Origin of the sequence: Streptococcus anginosus subsp. whileyi MAS624 (assembly GCF_000478925.1) — a bacterium.
Classification (GTDB): Bacteria; Bacillota; Bacilli; order Lactobacillales; family Streptococcaceae; genus Streptococcus; species Streptococcus whileyi.
Genome location: NZ_AP013072.1, coordinates 1,018,455 through 1,045,191 on the forward strand (window position 1 = coordinate 1,018,455; position 26,737 = coordinate 1,045,191).

Below are 26,737 nucleotides of genomic sequence, written 5' to 3' on the forward strand. Positions count from 1 at the left end.
TTTGTATGGAAACAGCTAGAAAAAGAGCACGATTGATTTATAATCCGACCTCTGGTCAGGAAATTATTAAAAAAAATATCGCAGAAGTTTTAGACGTTTTAGAAGATGTGGGTTATGAAACAAGTGCTTATCAGACAACGCCCGCTCCTTTATCAGCTCAAAACGAAGCAGAGAGAGCGGCTAAAGCAGGATTTGATTTAATTGTGGCAGCTGGTGGCGATGGAACAATTAACGAAGTGGTTAATGGAGTGGCACCGTTGGAAAACCGTCCTAAGTTGGCGTTTATTCCTACTGGTACAACCAATGATTATGCGCGTGCTCTCAAAATTCCAATGGGAGATCCAGTAGCAGCTGCTCGGATTATTGAAAAAGATCAAACCATAAAAATGGATATTGGTCAGGCTTATGGGAAAAAATATTTCATCAATATCGCTGCGGCAGGGACTTTGACAGAATTAACATATAGTGTTCCAAGTGAAGTAAAATCGCGCCTTGGTTATCTTGCTTATGTAGCCAAGGGAGCGGAAATGCTGCCAAAATCTAAATTACGTAAAGTACATATTGAGCACGACCACGGTGTGTTTGAAGGCAAGGTCTCTTTAATCTTTGTTGCCTTAACCAATTCAATCGGTGGTTTTGAAAAATTAGCGCCAGATACGGTGTTAGATGACGGAAATTTCACCTTGATTTTAGTGAAAACTGCTCGCTTATTTGATATGCTGGGCTTAATGATTCAAGCCATCAATGGCGGACAGCATGTGACTGATGCGAATGTAGAATATTTAAAAACAAGTAAATTAAAATTAGAAGTTTTAGATAAAAAAGCATCATTTATGTTGAATTTGGATGGTGAATATGGTGGAGACACTCCTGTTGAGTTAGAAGTTCTTCATAACCATTTAGAATTTTTTGCAAATATTGATGAGATTAGCGATAGCGCTTTGTCATTAGAAAATAAAAATAATCAGGAGAATTAGATGTTAGACTATCGTGTCTTAATTCATTACCACAATCAGTTAGACAATTATGCTGCTTACAATATGTGGAAGTGGCAAATGAATCAATGGGGAGAGGAGGCTTCTTTTTTTCAGAGAGATGACTTTGGCATTCAAGGGAATTTATCGTATAAGAGTAATCAGGCTTTGGGATATGTACATGTCATTGTAAAAACAATCGATTGGTCTCACCAGTCGGTTGATTATTCCATTCAGTTATTACCTCCTCATCTGGTGACGGAAATTTGGATTATTGAAGGAGACAGTCAAGTTTATTATTCCCGACAAGCTGCTATGACTAGTCCGTATTATGCAAAGCAAGATCCTCATGCTTTTGATATGGCATTAGATAGCAAACGTTTTGATCAGCATTGGGGCTATCAAGGTTGGCTAGGTTGTCGGTATGATGGTAAAAAAGCTGAATTTAAACTTTGGGCACCAACTGCAAAAAAAGTTCAATTAGTGGTGTATAAGAATGGTAGTAACCACTCGAAAATCTGGAAAGTTTATGACTTACAAAGAGGGAAAGTTTTTTCAAAAGATCATTCTGAAAATACAATCGGAATTTGGTCTCGAGTGATTTCAGATGATCTAGCAGATAGAGCTTATCAGTATCAATTAGAGTTTGAACATCACAAAACATTGACGCGTGACCCATACGCCGAAGCAACAACTGAAGACGGGAAACGCTCTGTCATTTTGTCACCTACAGAGCGAAATCCAAAACATTTTCAAGTGAAACAAGGTCAACAAGCGACTTGGCGTTTGGATAATCCTTGTCAGGCAGTTATTTATGAAATGCATGTGCGAGATTTGACAAAGTCTAGTAGTTCTGGTGTATCTAAAAAATACCGAGGTACCTTTTTAGGTGCTTGTCAAAAAGGAACTAAAAATCGATCTGGTCAAGCGACGGGATTTGATTATATCCAATCTTTAGGTATCAATGTTGTACAATTGCAGCCAATCTCTGATCGACACAAAGAGTATGATCGGCATGGAAATGTGACCTACAATTGGGGGTATGATCCACAAAATTACAATGCTCCAGAAACGAGTTTTTCAACAAATCCAACAAAGCCATCTCAAGGCATGCGGGACTTAAAAACAATGATTCAAGCCTATCATGATGCAGACATTTCCGTGGTGATAGACGTTGTCTACAACCATATTTATTCTACCTATGATTCTCCTTTTCAAGCCACAATGCCCGATTATTATTATCGAATGAATCCAGATGGCTCTTTCCAAAACGGAACAGGTGTAGGGAGCGAGACAGCTAGTGAGCACGAGATGTTCCGGAAATATATGATTGATTCGCTCCTTTATTGGGTAAAAGAGTATAATATTGACGGTTTTCGTTTTGATTTGATGGGAATTCATGACATTGAAACCATGCGTCAGATTCGAGAAGCGTTAGATGAGATTGATCCGAGAATCCTGACTTATGGAGAAGGATGGGACATGGGAACAGGATTGCTTCCTCTTGATAAAGCTAAGAAAGATAATGCTTTTGAATTATCAAATATCGGATTTTTCAATGATACTGAACGTGATGCGATTAAAGGAGCAGAGGTCTACGGTGGCTTAAAAGCTGGTTTTGTCAGTGGAGAGGCAACAGAGGCTATTATTGCGAAAGCAATATTAGGAAGCAATGAGTTAGGGACTTATCTGACGCCAAACCAAGTTGTGAACTATGTAGAAGCGCATGATAATTATAATTTGCATGACTTGTTAGTGGAACTACACCCAGATGATGATGACTTGACTCGTACTAAACGGATTGAATTAGCGACTGCGATGAATCTGCTGTTGCAAGGTATGAGTTTTATGGAACTAGGACAGGAATTTTCACGTAGCAAGCTAATAGCAACTGGAGAAAATGGTCAAACTATTCAGGAAGATCATGAGCGTGCTATGAATAGTTATAACGCTCCTGATACTGTCAATCAGGTGGATTGGGATTTGATAGCTGATCACCAAGAAAGTATTGACTACATCAAAAAGATTATCCATTTAAAAACTATGACAAAAGAATTTTCTTATCAACATTACGAAGACATTTACCAGCACGTCTTTGTGCACTCAGCTCATTCAGGAAGTGGGATTGTTATTTTTGAGGTGAAAGATGAGAAATATTATCTCATTATTTTCAATGCAAGCGGCCAAAGTTACAACATTGAAGATATTGGCAATTTGAGACTTGTAGCTGGAAATAGTCGTCAAGTTAGTGATTCTTTTGTTGAAGATTTGACAGCGACAGTCTTTGAAGTTGTAGAGTGGTAAATTTAAAGATGTCAAGTTTTTTTCTTGACACCTATTTTTACTTGTGATATGATAGAGTATGTTGGTAATAGCTCTGCTATACCTAAAAATAAAAAGAGAAAAGAGAAATTTTAAAAATGGCAGTTAAAATTCGTTTAACTCGTATGGGTTCTAAGAAAAAACCTTACTATCGTATTAACGTAGCAGATTCACGTTCACCACGTGATGGACGTTTCATCGAAACAATCGGAACTTATAATCCACTTGTTGCTGAAAACCAAGTGACCTTGAAAGAAGATCGTGTTCTTGACTGGTTGTCAAAAGGTGCTCAACCTTCTGATACAGTTCGCAACATCCTTTCAAAAGAAGGCGTATTGAAGAAATTCCACGATTCAAAATACTCTAAATAATAGAAGTGCAGGTTGATATATGGACACGATTGAAAATCTCATTATTGCGATAGTGAAACCTTTGATTTCACAGCCAGATGCCTTAACTATCAAGATTGAAGATACACCTGAGTTTTTAGAGTATCATCTTGATCTTGATCCAAGTGATGTTGGACGTGTAATCGGTCGTAAAGGTCGCACAATTTCTGCGATAAGAACGATTGTTTACTCTGTTCCAACCGAAGATAAAAAAGTTAGAATTGTTATTGATGAAAAATAAAATAGAGCCATTCAGGCTCTATTTTTTGAAATCTATCCTTAAAATGATTTGTGTATGTTTTACAGTAGAAAACCTAAATTTTCTAGTGCTTTTTCGATATAATCTAAATCTTGCTGCGAATCGGCTTCAACCAAATGATAATGAATACCATCTGTCAATTCAGATAAACCTCGAAAATTACTTTCATGAATTTGTTGGATAAAATGTTGGACATCTCTGCGACAAGTTAATTTCAGATACGTTTGGATTTCCCCATAAACGGGATGCTCCACCATAATATTTTGGACTCGTCCGCCATTGTCTACGATTGCCAACAATTCTGTTTCGATATCTTCAATTGTGTGCTTGACTTTAAAAAGCTGGTGGTAATATTTAACAGTATCGTTCATTTTGTAAATATAACCCCGATTTGTGCTAATAATAGGAGCACCATCAGCTCGAAGAACGGCAATATCTTGAACAATAATTTGGCGCGTAACATTGAATTTTTCTGCTAGAATTTGACCATTTAAAGGAGTTTCCGCATTTTTTAAAAGTTGTAATAAATCAGTTCTTCTTTTGTTTATCATAAATTCATTGTAGAATAAATCCGTTAAATATTCAAGGTTTAACGGATTTTTTGTAGAGTCTTATAAATAAATTGTGCAATGATAAAGTCAACGATGCTATGAATAATTGTTCCAACACCTACGAGAATGAAGAGAAGGTAAAACATATTTTCTGGAAAAGAAGTAGAGGCGTAAAAGATGAGACAAGCAAGAACTTCAGCAATCGCATGAACGAAAGCAAGAATAATATTTAGTATCCAAGTTTGAATTGGTTTATCTAAAGTTTTAGGATATTTTCTAAGGTAAAGAGCACCTAACAATCCGAAGAAGAGATGAGATAAGGCACGAAGAACAATAACAATAGGATAACCAGCTGCTAAGAATCCAAAGGTGGAACCTAGAATAACGACTAAAGTCATCAAAGGAGAGATAAACATGGCTAAAAAGATAGGGACATGGCTTGCTAACGTATAAGAAGCGGGTGGAATAATAATTTTTACAGGCATAATCATAGGAATGACAATAGCTAGCGCTGTCAAAAGAGCTGTGAGAGTTATAAATTGGTTTTTTGTTTTTGGTTTCATAATCCCCTCCATTTACTGTATACACATAAGTATATTTTACTGTTTTTACAGATAATGTCAAGAGAAAATTTCGATAAAGTAAACAAAATTCTTAAATAGTAGGTACTATGTTTGTTAGAATATTAATAAGAAGAGAAAACTATGATAGATATGTTGGAACAGCCAGAGTATATTGCTATTCATTCTTCCTTACGTTTGCGAAAGTATGATGGACAAGCTCATCTAGCTTTTTCTTGGTATCAGAATCCTGATGTAATCCGTTTGATTGATGGTAGTAGAGAGCCTTATACACTTCAGCGAATCAAGAAAATGTATGACTATCTTACTCAGCATGGAGAAGTGTATTTTATTGAGATTCTGATAAATGAAAATTGGATGCCAATTGGTGATGTAAGTTTTTGGCAAGAGGATATGCCTATTGTTATTGGTAACTCAGATTATCGTGGTCATGGAATCGGGAAGACTGTTGTTCAAGCATTAATTGAACGTGGACGTCAGCTGGGCTATGAACGTTTGTATGTTCGAGAAATTTATGATTACAATACTGCTTCTAAAAAGATGTTTGAATCGGTAGGATTTTATCCCATAGAAAAGACTGAAAAAGGACATCGCTATGCTTTGGATTTACTGCTTCCTTTATCAGCTATTCAACCAAGTCAATTTTATCTTTCAGAAGAGAAACTAAAGCAGGTTCAGACATGGTTTGATACAAAGAACATAAGTAGTTTAAAACCCTTGCCAATTAAGCGCTTCCAAGACAAAATCTTTTTTACTGATGGACACAGTAGAGCATTTATAGCTTATCAAGCTGGTTTTGAAGAGATTCCAGTTTATGCAGAAAAAGACGATTTGAATTGGGAGTTCTATTCCTATTGTCTTCAAGTTTGTGACAAAATAGGTATTGCTACAATAAAAGATTTAGAAAATCGGATTTTGTCTGTGTCGGATTACAAGAAAAATTGGTTAGATTGGTGTCAACGAGTCGCAAAGAAGTTTGAGGAATAAATAAAGATTGTGTTATAATGGTTAAGAAAACTGTTTCATATAGAAGAGGTCAAAAATGATTTATGAATTTTGTGCAGAAAACGTGACTGATTTGGAAAAAGCCATGCAAACAGGTGCTCGGAGGGTTGAGCTTTGTGATAATCTGGCGGTGGGTGGAACGACGCCTAGCTATGGTGTCATAAAAGCAGCTGTAGAGTTAGTGAGTCCTTATCATACAACTGTTATAACGATGATTCGTCCACGTGGAGGAGATTTTGTATACAATGATTTAGAAATGAAAATCATGTTAGAGGATATTCAAATGGCTCGCAAAGCTGGTACACATGGTGTAGTGTTTGGTGCATTGACAGTTGCTAATGAAATTGATTATCTAAAAATGGAAAAGTTGGTAGAAGCTGCTCAAGGATTAGAGATCGTCTTTCACATGGCTTTTGATGCTATTCCAAAGGAACAGCAGTTCAGCACAATAGATTGGCTAATCGAACATGGTGTGAGTAGAATCTTAACTCATGGAGGAGTAGCTACAGAGCCGATTCAAAATCATTTTCTCTGGTTAAATACTTTGATAAAGCATGCAGCTGGTCGAATTGAAATTTTACCAGGAGGTGGTATTACGGTTAATAATCGTGATGAAATTATCGCAAATCTTGGCGTGAACCAACTTCATGGCACCAAAATTGTATTTTAGAAAGTAAAAATCATGTTAGACTTATTTGAGAAATACCAAGCAAATCCAGAAAAATTACAAGCCTTTGGTTTTGAAAAAAGAGGAGTAGAGTTTGTTTATTCTCAGGAAATAATGAAGGGCGACTTTTTATTACAACTAAAATTACAGGGTGAGAAGCTGGACTACCAAGTGCTTGATCAAGAAACAGGCGATGAATACGTGCAGGTCAAAATGGAGCAGATGATGGGGGAATTTGTCGGACAGGTTCGTGAAGCTTGTCAAGAGATTTTCTTGATGATTCGAGCTAATTGTTTTGAGGAAGTTGGCTTTCTTTATAAACAGAGTAGCCGCTTGCAGGAGTACGTAGCAAGAACCTATGACGGAAGACTGGAATATCTCTGGGAGAATTCTTCAAAAAATAGCAATCTTCATGCTGGTGTTTTTCGACATAAGGATACTAAAAAATGGTATGGTATTTTTATGACGATAGACTGGTCGAAGTTTGAAAATGGCAAAACTGGTCAAATAGAAGTGCTGAATGTCAAAAACAATCAAGTGGCTGATTTACTTAAAAAAGCAGGGATTTACCCAGCATTTCACATGAACAAAAAATATTGGCTTAGCCTGCCCTTGGATGATACTTTAAGAGATACAGAACTTTTTGCCCTTTTGGATAAGAGCTTTGAATTGACCCAAAAGAAATGAGGAACACAGTTAGTTTGTGCTAGCTGCGTTTTATCTTTACAGATAATGCAACAAAATAGTGTATAATGGTAATCAGTAATAGCAGAGGAGAGAGTATGAATCTTATCAGAAAATTGGGCTGGTTTTTCAAACTGGAGAAAAAACGTTATATTATCGGAATTCTAGCCTTGTCTTTGGTTAGTGTTTTTAATTTAATTCCTCCTAGAGTAATCGGTGTGGTGATTGACCGTATTGCTAGCCGAAATCTAACGTCAGACCAGTTGCTTTTAAATCTTTTACTTTTGGTTGCTTCGGCCTTTATTATGTATGGTCTGCGTTATCTTTGGCGGCTATATATCTTTGGCACAGCAAATCATTTGGGACGACTTTTGCGTTCTCAACTCTTTGAACACTTTACCCAAATGGCACCGTCTTTTTATCAAAAATATAGAACAGGAGATTTGATGGCGCATGCAACAAATGACATTAACGCAGTTGTAAGTGTGGCAGGTGGGGGTGTCATGTCGGCGGTAGATGCCTCTATCACCGCACTGGTAACGTTACTGACTATGTTCTTTGTTTTAGACTGGCGTTTGACTTTGATTGCTATTTTGCCATTGCCGTTTCTTTCTTGGGGAACCAGTTTAATTGGAAGAAAAAATCACGAGAGCTTTAAAGCGGCTCAGGAGGCCTTTTCTGACTTGAATAACAAGGTACAGGAAAGCGTTTCAGGGATTAAAGTAACGAAATCTTTTGGCTATCAAAAAGCAGAAAGTCACTCTTTTGCTAGGACAAATCAGGATGTCTATGAGAAGAATATTTTAGCCGCTAAATACAATTCCCTCTTTGACCCTATAGTTCTGATTTTCATCGGCTTATCTTATGCATTAACCTTGATTTTTGGGGGAATGTTCATCTCTAGAGGACAATTTACAGTTGGAGAGTTAGTGACATTTATTACTTATCTAGATATGCTGGTATGGCCTTTGCAGGCGATGGGCTATCTCTTCAACATCAGCCAAAGAGGAATGGTTTCTTATGAACGGATTGAGCGACTATTGGCAGAAAAATCGGATGTCGAAGAGACCAACAATCCCGTTTTCCCTATAAAAAATGGCCGTTTGGTCTATGATATTCAGCGTTTTTCTTATGAAGAAACAACCACTTTATCCAATATTCATTTTGCATTAGAAAAGGGGCAGACGCTAGGAATTGTCGGACAAACAGGTTCTGGTAAAACAACACTATTACGCCTGCTCATGCGAGAACAGGATATTCAAGAAGGTGCTATTTATCTGAATGATCACGATATTCGAGATTATAGCTTAAACGATTTGCGGAGTTTGATTGGTTACGTGCCGCAAGAACAGATTCTTTTTGCAATGTCGATTGCGAACAATATTCGTTTTGCAAATCCAGACTTGTCAGATGACGAAGTGATTCGAGCTAGTAAACTTTGTGGCCTTTATGAGGATATTATTGCCATGCCAGAAGGCTTTCAGACAATTGTCGGCGAGAGAGGAGTATCGCTTTCAGGAGGTCAAAAGCAACGTTTAGCCATGAGTCGAGCGCTCGTTCTGAAACCAGATATTTTAATCTTGGATGATTTTTTGTCTGCTGTTGATGCTAAAACAGAGCATTTGATTTTGGAAAATCTCAAGGAAGAACGAGACGGCAAGACGACGATTATTACTGCTCACCGATTATCAGCAGTTGTTCATGCAGATTTGATTTTGGTGATGGAGAATGGACGCATTAAAGAGCGTGGCACTCACCAAGAATTGCTGGCACAAAACGGTTGGTATGCGCATACTTATCACAACCAGCAACTGGCAGAAAGTCTGAAGGAGGAGTGATTATGAAAAAACAAACAACTTTTCATCGCCTTCTGACTTATATGTGGCGTTATAAATGGGTGAGCATTTTGGCACTTACTTTTATCTTTGCGACAACTTTGGTGACGACAGCTTTGCCGCTTTTGGCCCGGTATTTTATTGACCATTTTATCAGTCGTCGTCAGATTATGGCGGGATTTTATATTCTGATTCTCTATTATGCTCTCTTTCTTTTGAGGGTGCTATTTACTTTCTTAGGACAGTATTCTTTTGCCCGTGTGGCATATAGCATTGTTCGCGATCTGCGTCAGGAGAGTTTTGAAAATATTGAGCGACTACGTATGGCTTATTTTGATCAAACGGCTGCAGGAGCGATTGTCTCCCGTTTGACGAATGATACACAAGCGGTAGCAGATATGTTTAGTAGCATATTTTCAAGTTTTCTAAGTTCCATTTTTATTCTTGTTGTAACAGTAGTGACGATGTGCACCTTGAATTGGCGCTTGACAGGACTTATTGTACTTTTTTTACCAGTCATGCTGGGTTCCATTTTACTTTATCAACGCTTATCTAATCGTCTCCTCAAACTCGTCCGAAGCAAACTGAGTGATTTGAATGTCAAACTTTCTGAAAGTATTGAGGGAATGCGAATTATTCAGGCATTTAGTCAGGAAAAGCGTCTGATAAATGAATTTGAAACAATTAACGGCGAGCATTTGGAGTATACAGTTCGCTACCTCAATATCAATAGTCTTTTTCTGCGTCCAGCTATGTCTTTGCTAAAAATTTTAGCTTATGCAGTTATTTTAGCTTACTTTGGCTTTACTTGGCAGGTTGCAGGAGTGACAGCAGGAGTCATGTACGCTTTTATCCAATATGTCAATCAACTTTTCAATCCTCTGATTGATTTGATGCAGAATTACTCTGTTTTGCAGACATCTATGGTGGCTGTAGACCGTGTTTTTGCAATCATAGACCGCAGAGACTATGAGCCCAATCAAGCTAATCTTCCATTGGAAATTACAGCTGGGAATATTGAATTTCGTCATGTTTCCTTTTCATACGACGGCAAGCGTGATGTTCTGAAAGATATTTCATTTTCAGTCAAGCAGGGGGCAACAATCGCCTTTGTCGGTGCGACTGGCTCAGGCAAGTCTTCGATCATCAATCTCTTTCTGCGTTTTTATGAATTTGAAAAGGGAGAAATTTTAATTGATGATCAAAATATTAAGGATTACAGCCAAGCTGAACTGCGTCGCAATATTGGTTTAGTTCTTCAAGATCCTTTCCTCTATCACGGTACCATTGCTTCTAATATCCAAATGTATCAGGAAAATATGAGTCGAGAAGATATTGTAGAAGCTGCTAAGTTTGTGGATGCTCACGACTTTATCACTCAGCTTCCTGCAGGTTATGACAGTCCAGTAACCGAGCGAGGTGCGACTTTTTCAAGCGGACAAAGACAACTATTGGCTTTTGCGAGAACAATTGCTAGCAAGCCCAAAATCTTGATTTTGGACGAAGCAACTGCTAATATTGACTCAGAGACCGAAGAACTTATCCAAACTTCGCTGAAAAAAATGCGCCAAGGACGAACAACGATTGCCATTGCTCACCGTCTGTCTACCATTCAGGACGCTAACTGCATTTATGTCATGGAGCAGGGACGTATCATTGAATCTGGCACACACGAAGAGCTTCTAGCGCTTAAGGGGACTTATTATAAAATGTATCAATTGCAAGCTGGAATGATGAAAGAAGAGTGATATGTTAAAGAAGGAGACTGGGCAAAAAGTGTCCCAGCTTCTATCAGATTTAGTAATAAACGAAGAACGCAGTAGGCGATTGGACTCTTCATTCGCTTTTCAAGCTCAGAAGAGCGCTTTTGGCGAAAACTTCGTTTTCTTCATCTGCAACCTTAAACAGCTTGATAACTGTTTAAGCACCCTTGCGGTGGTGGGACTACGAACTAAAAATTTTCGATTTTTAGTTCTGTCCCACTCCCTTATAAATATTCATTTAAATGTTGTAAGACTTTTTCTAGATCCTCGTATTTAATTTTTGCGTATTGATAAGGACAATCCTGTATATAACTTGCTTCAAAAAAATCCAATGGCAGATTGCTATGTTTAAGGGAGCTGACATATTTAAGTCCACGTAGATCTAGTAAGATACCATCTCTATTGATAAAGTAGGAAAGTTTGAGTTGATTTTGGCTTAAAAGTTTTCTAGCTCTCGTCAATTCTTTTTCTTGTTGATTGAGCAGAGAAAGACGATTTTTTTCAAACATGAGATTGTCAATATAAAGAGATAGAGCTTTCTGCATGATGAGATTGCTGTCGTAGTCTACTGCTTTTTTGTAGGCGATAAAAGTTGACTGAATAGCTGGAGGAAATAGCAGAGCTGTTATCCGAAGGGCAGGGAAGAGGCTAGTAGAAAAAGATTTGATATAGATGACATGCTGGCTGTCGTCCAAGTAATGAAAGGTCAGTTCGCGTTTGCTGTCAAAGTCAGCCAAATAATCATCTTCTATGATATAAACATCATAAATCCGAGCAAGACGAATGATTTCTTCCTTCTCCTTTCGACTGTAAGAATGCCCCAAGGGATAATGAAAGCGTGGGATAGTATAGAAGAATTTGATACGACCAGATTGAAAAATCCTCTCCAATTCTCCTAAATCAATTCCTTCTGGAGTTCGCTCAATTGTTTGATAAGGAAGTTTTTGGGCAGTTAGCAAATCGTTTATCCGATGATAGGTCGGCTGCTCAACTAGAATTTCATATTTTTCATTTGGAAAGGCAATTTGCGAAAGAATATAAAGAGCCTGCTGGGTACCAGATGTCAGAACAATCCTGTCAGCAGAGGTGTAGATAGCGGAATCTAGAAGCAGCTGCTGGACAGATTGTCGCAAATCCTCTAGTCCCTCTTGTTGCGAGTAGTAGTTAAAAAGATAATTCTCACGTCCAATCAGCGTTTCATTGAGACAAAGTCGAAAGTCTTCATAAATTTGGTAGTGGTCATCTCTGACGGTTAGCTCCATGTCCTGCTGATCCTCCAGACTATTTTCCAACACATAGTAGCCACTTTTAGGAACCGCATAGATATACTTTTGATATTTCAATTCCATTAGCGCCTTTTGAGCTGTATCCTTGCTACAGCGATAGTATTCTGCCAGCTGACGGACAGAAGGAATCTTTTGTCCCTTGGACAATTTCCTGCTTTTAATATCTTGGCTAATCTGATCTACAATACATTGATACTTAGGTTTTATCATCTTAACTGTCCCCATACAGAAGAAATTTTCTTTATTGTAGCGTATTTTGAAATCTTTTACAATCAGGAAATGATAGTTTGGATTGTGTAGGATTCCCCCATAGATTTCTCCCTACCAATAATTAATGTAAAAGAAATTTAATGAAATAGTTATCTGAGTAATACATTAGCGGAATTGTAATTTAGGCTGAAATGGTTTATAATGAAAGGTAGCAAGTATATTAGGAGGCCGTCTAATGGAGAGAAAAATTAAAAAATCGGTAGTTGCGACCGGTTTAGCTGCAACCACTATTATTTCAGGCAGTTTATCACATCAAGTAAATGCCGAAGAAGTAAAAACACAATCTACTGAGCCAAAGACATCTGAAAAAATCACCAAACCAGTTACAGAAACAGATGTTCAATCAGCAAAGCTGCAAGCCGATGCTGCAAAGGTTCAAACAGATGCTCAGCAAAAAGTTGTAGAGCAAGTCAAAGGAGATGTAAATACTTCAAAGGACGCGGTGGCAGATAGCGAAAAAGCTGTTGCAAATGCTGAGGCAGAAAAGAAAGAAGCAACTCCAGAAGTTATTGAAACCGCAAAAGAAGAAGTGGCGACATCAGAGAAGACGGTTACAACAGAGGAAAATAAAGTTCAAGCAGCAGAACAGTCTGAAACAAAGGCAAAAGAAGCTGTTAAAAATCAAGAAAATGTTGTTGCAGGGCAACAATCACTTGTTGACGTTGCACAACGCGAATTAGACACAGCTAAAGCTCCAGTTGCCAATGAAGAACAAGATCTTAACCGCGCAAAGGAAGAAGAAAAACAAGCTGAAAAGAATTTGGCAGAAAAGCAAAAAGATCTTGCTAAAGTGAAAGAAGAAATCGCTAATCTTCCTAAAGAAATCAATTCAGCGACTGAGCAAGTCAAGCAAAGTGAGCAAAAAGTTGCAGAAAATCAAGCGGCTATTGCTCAAAAAGCCGCTGAAGTAGCCCGTGCTGAACAGTCAGCTACCAATAGAAGAAATGTTGATTTAAACAAGGCAACCTATGGTGAATTTTTGCAACATGCTAAAACAAATGGAGCCAACCAAGCGATTCGTAATGCAGCTGCTGAAGCTCTAGCGACTTATGAAAGAGCTAAACATGAAGACGGTATTACAGTTGGTTCTGATTCAACAAGTCCAGCAACTTTGGAAAATAATTTAAAAGCGATTGAATTGGTTAGGGCAATCAATGCTTACCGTAGACAAGCTGGATTAAAAGAACTGTTGATTGATCCTTACAAAAATCCAGCCAGCCAAGTCCAAACTCTTTATTTTAGAAGAGCAAATTGGCATATGGGCAAATATTTTGGCAATGAAAACGTGGCCATTAATAGCTCTGTAAGAGGAGCGGTTGACTACTGGTATAAAGAAAAAGCCTTATATATGGCTGAGGCAGCTAAGTATGGGCTAACAACAAATGAGCGAGACATTGATTCCAATAAAATTTATACTACTCTTTACAAGCGAGGTCAGCTTGATTTCTTCTACAAAGTTGGTCACTATCTTCAAATGATGGATAAAAACTTTAATTCGATTTCAGCAGCATATTGTAGTGATCCAAATCCATATAATAATTTATATGAAGTTGGTTTCCACACAGTATCTAATGAACGCTTCAATAACGGTACTCTTCTTAGCGCAGATGCTTATGAGCAAGCAATCCGTAATTTTGCTGGTGCTGCAAAAGCCACAAATGCACAAGCGACAGCAGCCAAGAATCAATTAGGTGTGTTGCGAGCTCAAAGAACGGGTTATGTATCTACTTTAAATATCCAAAAGGCAAAATTAGCAGACCTTCAAAAATTAGCTGCGAATCGTTCGGCTGCTCTTGCTACTGCGAATGCTGGAGTGATTACAGCCGAAGCGGCTTTGACAAAAGCGAAACAAAATGTTGTGACAAAAGAAGCAGCTTTGAAGCGTGCAACTGCAGCTATTGCATCCAAGTTGGCGCCAAAACAAGCAGCATTAGCAAAAGAACAAGGATTACTAGAAACCGCTAAAAATAAGTTAGCAGAACTAAAGAAAGCCTTAATTACAGCAGAATTGAATGTTGCTAAAGCAAAAGATGCTTTGCAAGCTAGTCAAACCAAGCTAAAAGAAGCACAAGATAACTTGGAAAAATTACAAAATGCACCACAAGCACTGGAAGCAGCTCAAAAGGCTCTTCAAGCTGCACAAGCTGACTATGCCTCTAAGGTTAAAACGTTAAAATATGAAGAAGCAAAACTAGAGATTTCTCGTTCAATTTATACCAAGTTACAAGAAAACTATGAGCAATTGAAAAGTCAACTTCCTCCGAAGGCTCAAAAAGAAACAGGTAGAAAAGTACAAAACTTACACTTATCCAGAACTTACCAACCAAAACCATTGTTAGTTAGACAACAAAATACTAGTCAAAAAGTTCTGCCTGCTACAGGTACTAAAGCAGATCAGGTTGCTGCATTAGGATTGCTACTTGGTTTAGGAACTCTAACTAGTGCTCGCCGTCGTAAAAGAAATAACGAAGATTAAATAATTGAAGATTTTAGAAAAAGTCTAATCTTTCGCCCCAAAGACAAACAACTCTGTTTTTGAGTGTTTGTCTTTTTTTTAATCAATACAATCAAAAGCAAGCATTGAAAACCGTAGCTTTTGTCTACCAACTCTCCCATAGTATCTATCATTTTGAGAATTGGTGGAAAAATAGTATAATGTTTTTACTGTACTAAGTACACAAAACTAACAAGTTTAAAGGAGTTTCCTATGCAAGTTATCAAACGTAATGGAGAAGTTACTGATTTTAATCCAGATAAAATTTATCAAGCTATTTTGAAAGCAGCACAAACGGTTTATGTCTTGACAGACGATTTACGTCAAAATTTAGCGCTTGTGACTAAAAAAGTAGTGTTAGATCTGGAGGAAGCTGGTGTTGAACGAGCTACTATCAGTATGATCCAATCTATGGTAGAAAATCGCCTGCTAGGTGCTGGTTATATCACTATTGCCGAACATTATATTTCCTACCGCTTGCAACGTGATTTAGACCGGAACGGTTATGGCGATCATATCGCAGTCCATTTGCATTTTGAACAAATTCGATAATAAATTTACAGCCTAGATTACAGAATGAAGTAGTTGGCAGATTTTTTTGAAAAATTTGCTAAAATTCAACTCTCTTTTAAGTTAATAATATTGCTTGTTCTACAAAAGTTTACACATTCCCTTGATTTCTGGGACTTGACAAGTGTATTTTAATATGATAAAATTTAAAAGATTTTAAGCTTGAAGGGAGTGAAAAAATGTCAAAAACAGTAGTACGTAAAAATGAATCCCTTGACGATGCTCTTCGTCGTTTTAAACGTGCGGTTACTAAAGCTGGTACTCTTCAAGAAACACGCAAACGTGAATTCTATGAAAAACCTTCTGTAAAACGGAAACGTAAATCAGAAGCAGCTCGTAAACGTAAAAAATTCTAATTGAGCAAAATGACAGACTTCGGTCTGTTTTTTGTTTCTATTTAGATAAAATCGAACTCGTATTCAATAAAAACCAATAGCTTTAGCAGTTTTACCGTATGGACATTATCTGTCATCTCAAAACTCCACCGCAAGTTTAATAGAAGTAGCAGCTGGAGGGGCAGGGTAAGGCAAACAGAATATCAAGAAACCGCGAGAGTAAACAAAAACACTGAGTTTCATCAGTGAATTTTTTCATAATTATTTGCTTTCGAGCAATGCTTTGATTTCTTGAAGAACTTCTAATTCAGTTGGTCCTGCAGCTTCTTCAGCAGTGTCTTCTTCTTTTTTAGTAAGACTTTGCGCTTTTTCAACAGACTTGACGATGAAGAAGAGAACTGTTCCGATGACGAGGAAATTGATAACAGCACTTAAGAAACTGCCGTATGCAATTCCATTCCATTTTAAACTAGCAATTTGTTCTACACCAGCAGCTTTTAAAGCTGGATTGAGAAAGAGTGGAGTAATAACATCTCCAATAAGCGAAGTCACAATAGCTCCAAAAGCATTGGCAATGATAACACCGACTGCCAAATCAATTACATTGCCGCGAAGCAAAAACTCTTTAAGGTCCTTTAACATTTTCTTTTTCCTTTCAAAATACTAAAACATATTATATCTTAAAACAGGGAAAAGTTCAATAAAATGTCTAAAAAACATAGTGAATATTTTACTTTTTGGTAAATTTATTATAAAATGTAAGTTGTTATTCTATGATAAATTGGGGGTGTTGTCTATTGATTGATAAAGAAATCATTTCTGATATTAAAAATAGCGTCAATATCGTCGAAATCATAGGAGAAGTCGTTGCTCTAACAAAGGCCGGAAGGAATTATCTGGGGCTTTGTCCTTTTCATGGGGAAAAAACTCCATCATTCAATGTAGTAGAAGAAAAACAATTTTATCACTGTTTTGGCTGTGGAAAGTCAGGTGATGTCTTTAAATTTATTGAAGATTATCGTGGTGTTTCTTTTATGGACGCTGTACAAATTGTTGCAGATCGTGCAGGGATTCCATTAGAAATAGAGCATAGTAGCAAAGAGCAGTCAACACATACACATACACATCCTCATCAAGCACTTTATGACATTCATGCGGAAGCTGCAAGGTTTTACCATGCAGTATTGATGACAACAAAGATAGGAGAAGAAGCACGTTCTTATCTTTATGAACGTGGCTTAACAGATGAGGTTATCAAGCATTTTCAAATTGGTTTAGCGCCCAATGAAAATAACTATCTTTATAAAAGTGTTAGTGGAAAGTTTGATGAGCAAGTCATTATGAATTCTGGTTTGTTCAACTTAGCTGATAACAATTTGGTTTATGACGCCTTTCAAAATCGGATTATGTTTCCATTGGCAAATGATAAAGGACAAGTCATTGCTTTTTCAGGTCGTATTTGGCAAGCAAGCGATATAGAGCAGAAGGTTGCTAAGTATAAGAATAGTCGCAGTACACCGATTTTCAATAAAAGCTATGAGTTGTATCATCTGGACAAAGCCAAAGCGACTATCAAGAAAAGTCACGAAATTTACTTAATGGAAGGCTTTATGGATGTTATAGCCGCTTATCGTGCTGGCATTGAAAATGCTGTAGCATCTATGGGGACAGCATTGACGCATGAGCATGCGGAGCATCTTCGTAAGTTTGCAAACAAAATTATTTTAACGTACGATGGTGACAAAGCAGGACAAGCAGCGACAGCAAAAGCTCTGAATGAATTGCATAATTTATCAGTTGAAATTGTCAGGATTCCTGATAATATGGATCCGGATGAATTTATCAAAAAAAATTCTGCTGATGATTTACAAAATTTACTGACTAAAACACGAATTAGTGATATAGAGTTTCTTTTGAACTATCTGAAGCCAGATAATATCGAAAACTTGCAAGCTCAAATTGAATTTGTTGAACAAATGTCTCCGCTGATTGCACAGGTTCAATCAATCACTGCACAAAATTCCTATATTTATATGTTAGCTGAATTGTTACCTGATTTTGACTACCAGCAGGTGGAGCAAGCTGTTAATAATCATCGTTTAGTAAATAGAAGAGAGCAACAACAGCAATCGCATCAACAGGTGTCAAGACTTGACATTCCGGTAACACAGCAAGTATCACGGCTAATTAAGGCAGAGAGTCATCTTCTGCAGCGGATGATTGATAATCCTGTAATTTTAAATGATTATCGTTTGAGGAAAGATTTTCATTTCGCAACAGTAGAATTGCAGACTTTGTACGATATTTTAAAAACAAATGGCGAGGTAACGCCACAAGATTTGTCTGAGCAAAATGATTCGGTACAGCAAGCTTGGTATCGGGTCTTAGAAGAAAATCTACCAGAGGAAGTTTCTGAGCAGGAACTGATTGAAGTGGAGCAAACGCGAGATAAGGAATTGCTTCGCAAAGAAAATCAATTGATTGGTAAAAAAGTCCGTGAAGCATCTCATAGTGGGGATGCAGATACGGCATTAGAAGAGCTAGAGCGATTTATTGCTCAAAAAAGGAGAATGGAGTAGGAATGGCTACAAAACAAAAAGAAGTAACAACTTTTGATGTTCAAGTTGCAGAATTTATTCGCAACCATAAAAAAACTGGTACAGCAACCGATGATGAAATCAATGATCGGCTAGTCATTCCATTTACTTTGGAAGCTGATGGCATTGAAGATCTTCTTCAACGGATTCAGGACGCAGGGATTGCTATTACGGATAAAGAGGGCAACCCAAGTGAACGGGTTTTAAATACAGAGGAAGAAGAAGCTGAATTAACAGATGAGGAGTTGCTTGGTAGCAATTCTGCTAAAGTGAACGACCCTGTCCGTATGTATTTAAAGGAAATTGGTGTTGTTCCGTTATTGACCAATGAAGAAGAGCAAGAATTAGCTGTTCTTGTGGAGCAAGGCGACTTAGAAGCGAAACAACGTTTGGCAGAAGCGAATTTGCGGTTGGTTGTCTCTATTGCTAAGCGCTATGTTGGACGCGGCATGCAGTTTCTTGACTTGATTCAAGAAGGCAATATGGGATTGATGAAAGCCGTTGACAAGTTTGACTATACCAAAGGTTTCAAATTTTCGACCTATGCCACTTGGTGGATTCGTCAAGCGATTACTCGTGCGATTGCTGACCAAGCGCGTACGATTCGGATTCCGGTTCACATGGTTGAGACAATCAATAAATTAGTGCGGGAGCAACGAAATCTTTTGCAAGAATTGGGACAAGATCCAACGCCAGAACAAATTGCTGAGCGCATGGATATGACACCAGATAAAGTTCGTGAAATTTTGAAGATTGCCCAAGAGCCGGTCTCTCTTGAAACTCCAATTGGAGAAGAAGATGATAGTCATCTTGGCGATTTCATTGAGGATGAAGTGATTGAAAATCCAGTTGATTACACAACACGTATTGTCCTACGTGAGCAATTAGACGAGGTTCTTGATACATTAACAGACCGTGAAGAAAATGTCCTACGTTTGCGTTTCGGTCTAGATGATGGTAAAATGCGTACGCTGGAAGATGTTGGAAAAGTCTTTAACGTGACTCGTGAACGGATTCGACAAATTGAGGCCAAAGCCCTACGCAAATTGCGTCATCCAAGTCGTAGCAAGCCACTTCGTGACTTTATTGAAGATTAGTAGACAAAAGGAGGCACCATGGCATACACAAACGAACAAATTGATGATATTAAAAATCGTATCTTGGAAAGTTTGGAACAAGTTATTGACCCTGAATTAGGAATTGATATTGTAAATCTTGGTTTGATTTATGAAATTCGGTTCAATGGTGAAAATGGTGAGACGCAGATTGATATGACCTTAACAACAATGGGCTGTCCACTGGCTGACTTATTAACTGATCAGATTCATGATGCGATGTCAGATGTACCTGAAGTGAGCAAAGTAGAAGTGAGGCTGGTGTGGTATCCAGCATGGACTGTGGATAAAATGAGTCGCTACGCACGCATCGCCCTAGGGATTAAATAAGAATATGGTAGCATGACTTGATTATGCTGCTTTTGTTTTGCTCAAACATTCAGAATATGTGCAATATTTTAACTTTATACTTTATATCACTTGAAGTATTGTAAGAATCTGTTATAATGGTTGAACATACTGAATTTTAGAAAAGGGAGAGAAGATGATTAAAAAAGGAGCACTGACAGGATTACTCTTGTTTGGAATATTTTTCGGCGCAGGAAATTTAATTTTTCCGCCAACTTTAGGGGCTTTGTCTGGCGAACACTTCTGGTCAGCGATTGCAGGATTTGTGCTTTCAGGAGTTGGAATTGCTATTTTAACATTGATTATCGGTACTTTAAATCCCAAAGGCTATGTTTACGAAATTTCTAAAAAGGTTTCTCCTTGGTTTGCGACCAGTTACTTGGTAGTTCTGTATCTAGCGATTGGTCCATTTTTTGCCATTCCTCGGACGGCAACGACTTCTTATGAAGTTGGGATTGCACCATTGCTTTCGAGTAATATGACTGGATTAGGACTTATTATTTTTACAATCTTGTATTTTGTGGCTGCTTATTTGATTTCATTAAATCCTTCCAAAATTTTGGATCGGATTGGTCGGATTTTGACTCCTGTGTTTGCCATTTTGATTGTCATTCTAGTCATTTTAGGGGCAATAAAATACGGAGCAGATGCACCGCAAGCTGCTAGCGCGGAATACGCAAAAGCAGCTTTTGGAACTGGCTTTCTTGAAGGGTATAATACGCTTGATGCACTTGCCTCTGTTGCTTTTAGCGTTATCGCTGTGCAAACATTGAACCAACTCGGCTTTGCCAACAAAAAGGAATATATATCAACGATTTGGATTGTTGGAATTGTTGTTGCATTGGGATTTAGTGCACTTTATATTGGATTAGGATTTCTTGGAAATCGTTTCCCAATTTCGGCTGATGTAATGGCGTCTAATGCCAATAAAGGAGTTTATGTCTTATCTCAAGCTACACAAGCTATTTTTGGTCCGACAGCACAGATTTTCCTTGCAGCCATGGTAACAGTGACTTGTTTCACGACTACGGTTGGTTTGATTGTTTCAACATCAGAATTTTTCAATAAAACCTTTCCTAAAATCAGCTACAAAACTTATGCAACAGCCTTTACCTTGATTGGATTTGCAATTGCAAATCTTGGTTTGGGAGCGATCATTCAGTATTCAGTTCCTGTCTTGCAAATTTTGTACCCGATTACCATTGCGATTGTAATGATTGTGATTGTCAATAAGTTTGTTGCCTTATCTAAGATTGGAATGCAGCTAACGGTCGCAGTTGTAACAATTATTGCCTTTGCGAATATCATTGGCTCGCAATTTAAATTGACTAGTGTGAGCAATTTAATCAATGCTTTGCCATTTGCGCAAGCTTCAATTCCTTGGCTGGTACCGACGATTGTCGGGATTGTGTTGTCCTTGTTTTTGCCAAATAAACAAAAAAGTGACTCATTTGAAATGGAATGATAAAAAAGAAGCTGAGACAAAAGTGCTCAGCTTCTATTAGATTTAGTAATAAACGAAGAACGCAGTAGGTGATTGGACTCTTCATTCGCTTTTCAAGCTCAGAAGAGCACCTAATCACCCTTGCGGGGGTGGGACTACGAACTAAAAATTTTCGATTTTTAGTTCTGTCCCACTCCCTTTTTTATGACCATATCAAATTCAAGTTTTTACAAATCGTATCCTCTATTTTTAGATAGTGAACCAGTGTATACTTTTCTTAGAAAGAAAATGAGGAGGAAAAGATAATGATATCTATTGTGTTTTTGATTTCTGTATTTCTAGCGGGAATTTTATCATTTTTCTCGCCTTGTATATTGCCATTGCTTCCTGTATATGTTGGTATTTTATTGGATACAGATGAACCAAGAACAATCACTATTTTTGGAAAGAAGATTGCTTGGTACGGAATTATAAAAACACTATTTTTCATTGCAGGATTGTCCGTAGTCTTTTTAATTCTTGGATATGGCGCTGGCTTTTTGGGAAAAGTTCTCTATACAGAGTGGTTCCGCTATGTATTAGGAGCAATTGTTATTTTGCTCGGTGTTCATCAAATGGAACTGATCAATTTTAAGCTACTACAACGACAGAAAAGTGTTCAATTAAAAAAAGATAAAAATAGAAATGATTTTTACAATGCTTTCTTGCTAGGTGTGACCTTTAGCTTTGGTTGGACACCTTGTGTAGGTCCTGTTTTGAGTTCTGTTCTCGCAATTGCAGCTTCTGGTGGTAATGGAGCAGTACAAGGTGGCTTCCTCATGTTAGTTTATACCCTTGGTCTTGCTATCCCATTTCTCATTTTGGCGCTTGCCTCTTCTATTGTTTTACGCCATTTCGGGAAAATAAAACCTTATATGGGACTACTAAAGAAAATTGGCGGGTTACTTATCATCTTGATGGGAATTTTACTTATGCTGGGAAATCTTAATGTTCTAGCTTCAATATTTGGTGGATAAAAGGAGGAATCTCGTGAAAAAAACAATGTTAGTCATCACAGGTCTTGTTTGTGTTGCTCTGTTGGGTGCCTGTGGAAATCAAAAATCAGCTAGTGGAACTAAGTCTGGACACGGGCAATTTACAAATAAAACGACAGCTACAAAGTTGAATCAAGGCGAAGCAGCTCCTGATTTTGAACTAAAAGGAGTTGACGGGAAAACTTATAAATTGTCAGATTTCAAAGGAAAGAAAGTTTATCTCAAATTTTGGGCATCTTGGTGTTCTATCTGCTTATCTACATTAAAGGATACTGATGAGTTAGCTAAAAATGCTGGGAAAGACTATGTAGTTTTGACGGTTGTTTCACCGGGGCATGTTGGTGAAAAATCTGAAGCAGATTTTAAAAACTGGTATGAGAAATTAAATTATAAACATTTACCTGTTTTACTAGATCCTAGTGGTAAACTATTGGAACAATATGGTGTTCGTTCCTATCCGACAGCTGCATTTATTGGAAGCGATGGAAAATTGGTAAAAACTCGTCCTGGACTTATTAAAAAAGCAGAAATTGAATCAACTCTTAAAAGCATTAAATAGGAGGGGAGGATGATGGAACATAAAATGAAATGGTTATTATTTGGTGGAGCAGTCCTGCTGGTTTTAGGTTTATTTGTGCTGGGAAGTCGCATGATGCCAACCCTTAAAAATCAGTCTGCTATTAATCAGATTAAAGAAGCAGCTGTTAGCCAGGCTGAACCGGTCAAGCAAAAGAAAGCGGACCTGAAAAATGCAAATTTAAAGCATATCTATTTGGCAGGAGGTTGTTTCTGGGGTGTAGAAGAATATTTTTCGCGTGTAGATGGAGTGGTTGACGCAGTCTCTGGTTATGCTAATGGCACTAGCGAAACCACGAAATACGAACTAATCTCGCAGACAAAACATGCAGAAACGGTTCATGTAACCTATGATGCCAATAAAATCTCTTTAAGAGAAATCTTGCTACATTACTTTAGAATTATCGATCCAACCAGCAAAAATAAGCAAGGCAATGATCGTGGAGTGCAATATCGTACAGGTGTGTATTATAAAGATCAGGCTGATGTAGAAACAATTAATAAAGTCTTTGACGAGCAGAAAGAAAAATTTAAAGAGCCGTTGGCGGTTGAAAAACAACCATTAAAACATTTTATTAAGGCTGAAGAGTACCACCAAGATTATTTAAAGAAAAATCCAAATGGCTATTGCCATATCAATGTTAAGCAGGCTTCTTATCCAGTTATTGATGCTTCCAAATATAAAAAGCCTAGTGATGCAGAGATTAAAAAGAAACTATCCGATGAAGAATATGCTGTAACACAAAAAAATGATACTGAGCGTGCTTTTTCTAATCGCTATTGGGATAAGTTTGATGCAGGTATTTATGTAGATGTTGTAACAGGTGAGCCACTTTTCTCTTCCAAAGATAAATTTGAGTCTGGTTGTGGCTGGCCTAGCTTCACCCGTCCAATCAGCCCAGATGTCGCAACTTATAAGGAAGATCATAGTTTTAATATGACACGGACAGAGGTGCGAAGTCGTGTTGGAAATTCTCATCTAGGGCATGTCTTTACGGACGGATCAAAAGATAAGGGCGGACTTCGCTACTGTATCAACAGTTTAGCCATTCATTTCATTCCGAAAGACCAAATGGAAAGTAAAGGCTACGGTTATTTATTAAACTATGTGTAACAGCAATTTTCACAGAAATTTGCTATAATGAGTTTAATAAATAATAGGGGTGCGCTAGTGTATTCAATTATGATTGTAGAAGATGAATACCTTGTTCGGCAAGGTATTTCGTCTTTAGTAGATTTTGAAACATTTGATATGGAAGTTATGGATGAGGCTGAAAACGGCTTGGATGCTTGGGAAAAGATACAGCTTGCACAGCCCGATATTGTCTTGACAGACATCAATATGCCACATATAAACGGGATTAAACTAGCTCAATTAGTCAAGGAACAATATCCTTCTGTTCATATTATCTTTTTAACGGGCTATGATGACTTCGATTACGCTTTATCAGCAGTAAAATTAGGTGCTGACGATTATTTACTAAAGCCGTTTTCGCGGGAAGATGTGGAAACGATGTTGTTTAAAGTCAAAGAAAAATTGGACAAGGAGCGAAAGCAGCAGCAAGTTCATGAACTGGTTGAGCAAGCAGAATTTTCTGATTTAGAACAAGCAATTCATGATCGTTTAACCGATACAGAATTATCTCTTAAATCACTCGCTTTTCAACTTGGGTTTAGTTCGTCTTATTTGAGTGTTCTCATCAAAAAAGAGCTGGGCTTGCCATTTCAGGATTACTTAATTCAAGAACGGATGAAGAAAGCAAAATTACTGCTTTTGACAACTGACTTGAAGGTTTATGAAATTGCAGAGCAGGTAGGCTTTGAAGATATGAACTATTTTTCTCAACGCTTCAAGCAAGTCGTTGGAGTAACACCGCGGCAATTTAAACGAGGAGAAGGGCAATGAAACGTTATTCGCTTCTGATTCAGTTAGTGATTTATGTTTTTATTATGATATTAGCTCTTTTGGGAATTGTCGGTGGGATTTATTATCAGACTAGTTCGGTTGCTATTCGCCAGACAACTGAGCAAAATACACGCAAGACCATTCAGCAAAGTGGTCAGTTTATCACTTCTTATTTACAAAAAGTTAAACAGACAACGAGTAGTTTGGCTGAAAATGAGAAAATAAAGACATATGCACAAACACCAAGCCAAGAAAACGCTGAACAACTTTGGCAATTATTCGCAACAATTTTAAAAACAGATTCGGATTTGGTATCTGCTATTTTGGTAACAAAAGACGGGAATCTCATATCAACAGATCCTGAATTCACCATGAAGACATCTGCTGATATGATGAAAGAAAAATGGTATCAGGATGCTATCCATAAAGGTGCTATGCCGATTTTGACACCAGCACGAAGAACCGTCAGTCATACAACTGGTGAAAAATGGGTGATTTCAATCATGCAGGAAGTTGTAGATAAAGATGGTAAAAATCTAGGGGTTGTTCGCTTAGATATTGGATACAAGACGTTGGAAGCTTATTTAGATCAACTACAGTTAGGAAAAGAAGGATTTACCTTTATCGTCGATGCCAATCATGACTTTGTCTATCATCCTAAAAAAGCAGTTTATTCTTCTCACGCTGAAATGAAAGCGATGGCGCCTTATCTTTCTGTAAAAAATGGATATGCCAAATCAAAACAAGCTTATGTATCTCGATATCAAATTCCAAATAGTGGTTGGACATTGATTGGGGTTTCTTCAATGGAACAATTGCATGCAGTTCAAACACAGATTTTGTGGTCTTTTATTGGAACAGGGCTGTTCGCATTGGGTGTTTGTCTAATCGGGATCTGGTTTGTGCTTCGGCTTTGGATTAAACCTTTGCGAGATTTACAAGCAACCATTTTAAAGGTTGGAAGCGGGCATTCAGATTTGAGGGCTAATGAAACCGGATCTCCTGAATTAGTTGATTTGGCAAGACAATTTAATATTATGTTAGACCGGATTGATCAATTGATGATTGCAGTCAAAGAAGAGGAACAAAATGTCAGAAGATATGAATTGCAGGCGCTTTCCAGCCAAATCAACCCGCATTTTCTTTACAATACGTTAGATACAATTGTATGGATGGCAGAATTTAACGATAGCAAACGTGTTGTAGAAGTCACAAAATCACTGGCTAAGTATTTCCGTTTAGCTTTGAACCAAGGACATGAACAAATTTCTCTTAAAGATGAAATTGACCACGTGCGTCAGTATCTCTTTATTCAAAAACAGCGCTATGGTGAGAAATTGCAATATGAGATTAAAGAGTTGAAGCAATATGATGACTACAAAATTCCGAAGTTGATTTTGCAGCCTTTGGTTGAAAATGCGATTTATCATGGTATCAAGGAAATGAATCGTCAAGGGATGATTCGAGTTAGTGTTTATGAAAATAGTCATCAACTGATTCTTTCCATTTACGATAATGGTCGAGGATTTGTCGCTCATGATACAGCTGATACCCTCTTGATGCACCTAGGTGGTGTCGGTTTGAAAAATGTTAATCAGCGTTTGCAATTACAATTTGGTAAATCCTATCACATGGAAATAAAATCTGAAGAAAATACTTATACGGAGATTCGTCTCTATTTTCCAAGGGCAAATAAACCCAACTGATGAAAGATTTCAGTTGGGTTTTAATA

At 37.6% G+C, this 26,737-nt stretch carries 24 protein-coding genes and 1 pseudogene; 21 read left to right on the top strand and 4 right to left on the bottom strand.

The annotated features are described in order from the left end of the window. The first annotated feature begins 5 nt into the window (after positions 1 to 5). The 4 genes from ANG_RS05160 (at position 6) to kphA (ending at position 3,926) form a co-directional block, all read left to right on the top strand. The gene (locus ANG_RS05160; RefSeq protein WP_003034450.1) at positions 6 to 977 is read left to right on the top strand and encodes a diacylglycerol kinase family lipid kinase; all 972 of its coding nucleotides are present in this window, start codon (positions 6 to 8) and stop codon (positions 975 to 977) included. Next, on the top strand, positions 978 to 3,278 hold the full coding sequence (pulA, locus tag ANG_RS05165; RefSeq protein ID WP_003034480.1) for a type I pullulanase: 2,301 nt from the start codon (positions 978 to 980) through the stop codon (positions 3,276 to 3,278). Between the two features lie 116 nt (positions 3,279 to 3,394). After that, positions 3,395 to 3,667, top strand: coding sequence for a 30S ribosomal protein S16 (gene rpsP, locus ANG_RS05170; RefSeq protein ID WP_025271754.1), 273 nt, complete (start codon positions 3,395 to 3,397; stop codon positions 3,665 to 3,667). Positions 3,668 to 3,686: 19 nt separating this feature from the next. After that, positions 3,687 to 3,926: an RNA-binding protein KphA gene (kphA, locus tag ANG_RS05175; protein WP_003001620.1), complete on the top strand. Its 240-nt coding sequence runs from the start codon at positions 3,687 to 3,689 to the stop codon at positions 3,924 to 3,926. A gap of 59 nt (positions 3,927 to 3,985) precedes the next feature. On the opposite strand, the gene ANG_RS05180 is transcribed toward kphA, so the two are convergent. Together ANG_RS05180 and ANG_RS05185 are read right to left on the bottom strand one after the other, a co-directional pair. Beyond that, on the bottom strand, positions 3,986 to 4,495 hold the full coding sequence (locus ANG_RS05180; protein ID WP_025271755.1) for a transcription repressor NadR: 510 nt from the start codon (positions 4,493 to 4,495) through the stop codon (positions 3,986 to 3,988). A gap of 38 nt (positions 4,496 to 4,533) precedes the next feature. Continuing rightward, the gene (locus tag ANG_RS05185; RefSeq protein WP_003034468.1) at positions 4,534 to 5,058 is read right to left on the bottom strand and encodes an ECF transporter S component; all 525 of its coding nucleotides are present in this window, start codon (positions 5,056 to 5,058) and stop codon (positions 4,534 to 4,536) included. 141 nt (positions 5,059 to 5,199) lie between these two features. Here ANG_RS05185 and ANG_RS05190 point away from each other — a divergent pair, with 141 nt between their 5' ends. The 5 genes from ANG_RS05190 (at position 5,200) to ANG_RS05210 (ending at position 11,015) form a co-directional block, all read left to right on the top strand. After that, complete coding sequence (locus ANG_RS05190; protein WP_003034555.1) at positions 5,200 to 6,063, top strand: GNAT family N-acetyltransferase; 864 nt, start codon at positions 5,200 to 5,202, stop codon at positions 6,061 to 6,063. 55 nt (positions 6,064 to 6,118) lie between these two features. After that, positions 6,119 to 6,751 (top strand): copper homeostasis protein CutC, encoded by a 633-nt coding sequence (locus ANG_RS05195; RefSeq protein WP_006269549.1) that lies wholly within the window; start codon positions 6,119 to 6,121, stop codon positions 6,749 to 6,751. A 12-nt stretch (positions 6,752 to 6,763) separates the two neighbouring features. Next, positions 6,764 to 7,435 (top strand): MmcQ/YjbR family DNA-binding protein, encoded by a 672-nt coding sequence (locus ANG_RS05200; protein WP_020999590.1) that lies wholly within the window; start codon positions 6,764 to 6,766, stop codon positions 7,433 to 7,435. Between the two features lie 95 nt (positions 7,436 to 7,530). Further along, positions 7,531 to 9,270 (top strand): ABC transporter ATP-binding protein, encoded by a 1,740-nt coding sequence (locus ANG_RS05205; RefSeq protein ID WP_020999591.1) that lies wholly within the window; start codon positions 7,531 to 7,533, stop codon positions 9,268 to 9,270. A gap of 2 nt (positions 9,271 to 9,272) precedes the next feature. Next, entirely contained in the window at positions 9,273 to 11,015 is a 1,743-nt protein-coding gene (locus tag ANG_RS05210) for an ABC transporter ATP-binding protein (protein WP_003034419.1), read from the top strand. Positions 11,016 to 11,254: 239 nt separating this feature from the next. On the opposite strand, the gene ANG_RS05220 is transcribed toward ANG_RS05210, so the two are convergent. After that, the gene (locus ANG_RS05220; protein ID WP_003034505.1) at positions 11,255 to 12,541 is read right to left on the bottom strand and encodes an aminotransferase-like domain-containing protein; all 1,287 of its coding nucleotides are present in this window, start codon (positions 12,539 to 12,541) and stop codon (positions 11,255 to 11,257) included. A 220-nt stretch (positions 12,542 to 12,761) separates the two neighbouring features. On the opposite strand from ANG_RS05220, the gene ANG_RS05225 reads away from it, so the two are divergent. The 3 genes from ANG_RS05225 to rpsU all read left to right on the top strand — a co-directional run bounded on the left by ANG_RS05225 (position 12,762) and on the right by rpsU (position 16,006). Further along, complete coding sequence (locus ANG_RS05225; protein WP_003034488.1) at positions 12,762 to 15,062, top strand: CAP domain-containing protein; 2,301 nt, start codon at positions 12,762 to 12,764, stop codon at positions 15,060 to 15,062. A gap of 231 nt (positions 15,063 to 15,293) precedes the next feature. Continuing rightward, entirely contained in the window at positions 15,294 to 15,632 is a 339-nt protein-coding gene (locus ANG_RS05230) for an ATP cone domain-containing protein (RefSeq protein WP_003024641.1), read from the top strand. Positions 15,633 to 15,829: 197 nt separating this feature from the next. After that, a complete protein-coding gene (rpsU, locus tag ANG_RS05235; protein ID WP_000048054.1) occupies positions 15,830 to 16,006 on the top strand; it encodes a 30S ribosomal protein S21 in 177 nt (58 codons plus the stop codon). Positions 16,007 to 16,246: 240 nt separating this feature from the next. On the opposite strand, the gene mscL is transcribed toward rpsU, so the two are convergent. Next, entirely contained in the window at positions 16,247 to 16,627 is a 381-nt protein-coding gene (mscL, locus tag ANG_RS05240) for a large conductance mechanosensitive channel protein MscL (protein ID WP_003031453.1), read from the bottom strand. Positions 16,628 to 16,782: 155 nt separating this feature from the next. Between mscL and dnaG the strand changes: the two genes are divergently transcribed. The 9 genes and pseudogenes from dnaG to ANG_RS05285 all read left to right on the top strand — a co-directional run bounded on the left by dnaG (position 16,783) and on the right by ANG_RS05285 (position 26,711). Next, positions 16,783 to 18,564, top strand: coding sequence for a DNA primase (gene dnaG / locus ANG_RS05245; protein WP_331709746.1), 1,782 nt, complete (start codon positions 16,783 to 16,785; stop codon positions 18,562 to 18,564). 2 nt (positions 18,565 to 18,566) lie between these two features. After that, positions 18,567 to 19,679: an RNA polymerase sigma factor RpoD gene (gene rpoD, locus ANG_RS05250; protein ID WP_003024631.1), complete on the top strand. Its 1,113-nt coding sequence runs from the start codon at positions 18,567 to 18,569 to the stop codon at positions 19,677 to 19,679. Between the two features lie 18 nt (positions 19,680 to 19,697). Further along, positions 19,698 to 20,027: a metal-sulfur cluster assembly factor gene (locus tag ANG_RS05255; RefSeq protein WP_003024629.1), complete on the top strand. Its 330-nt coding sequence runs from the start codon at positions 19,698 to 19,700 to the stop codon at positions 20,025 to 20,027. Positions 20,028 to 20,181: 154 nt separating this feature from the next. Next, positions 20,182 to 21,510 (top strand): branched-chain amino acid transport system II carrier protein, encoded by a 1,329-nt coding sequence (gene brnQ / locus ANG_RS05260; protein WP_003034439.1) that lies wholly within the window; start codon positions 20,182 to 20,184, stop codon positions 21,508 to 21,510. Positions 21,511 to 21,794: 284 nt separating this feature from the next. After that, on the top strand, positions 21,795 to 22,505 hold the full coding sequence (gene ccdA2, locus ANG_RS05265) for a thiol-disulfide oxidoreductase-associated membrane protein CcdA2 (RefSeq protein ID WP_003024626.1): 711 nt from the start codon (positions 21,795 to 21,797) through the stop codon (positions 22,503 to 22,505). Between the two features lie 163 nt (positions 22,506 to 22,668). Further along, positions 22,669 to 23,082: pseudogene (locus ANG_RS05270) on the top strand (redoxin domain-containing protein); the annotation flags it as partial. Between the two features lie 12 nt (positions 23,083 to 23,094). Beyond that, on the top strand, positions 23,095 to 24,213 hold the full coding sequence (gene msrB / locus ANG_RS05275) for a peptide-methionine (R)-S-oxide reductase MsrB (protein ID WP_025271758.1): 1,119 nt from the start codon (positions 23,095 to 23,097) through the stop codon (positions 24,211 to 24,213). 57 nt (positions 24,214 to 24,270) lie between these two features. Beyond that, positions 24,271 to 25,005, top strand: a complete 735-nt coding sequence (locus tag ANG_RS05280; RefSeq protein WP_025271759.1) for a response regulator transcription factor — start codon at positions 24,271 to 24,273, stop codon at positions 25,003 to 25,005. Beyond that, on the top strand, positions 25,002 to 26,711 hold the full coding sequence (locus tag ANG_RS05285) for a cache domain-containing sensor histidine kinase (RefSeq protein WP_003034392.1): 1,710 nt from the start codon (positions 25,002 to 25,004) through the stop codon (positions 26,709 to 26,711). Before ANG_RS05280 ends, ANG_RS05285 begins: the two co-directional genes overlap by 4 nt. Positions 26,712 to 26,737: the final 26 nt, after the last annotated feature.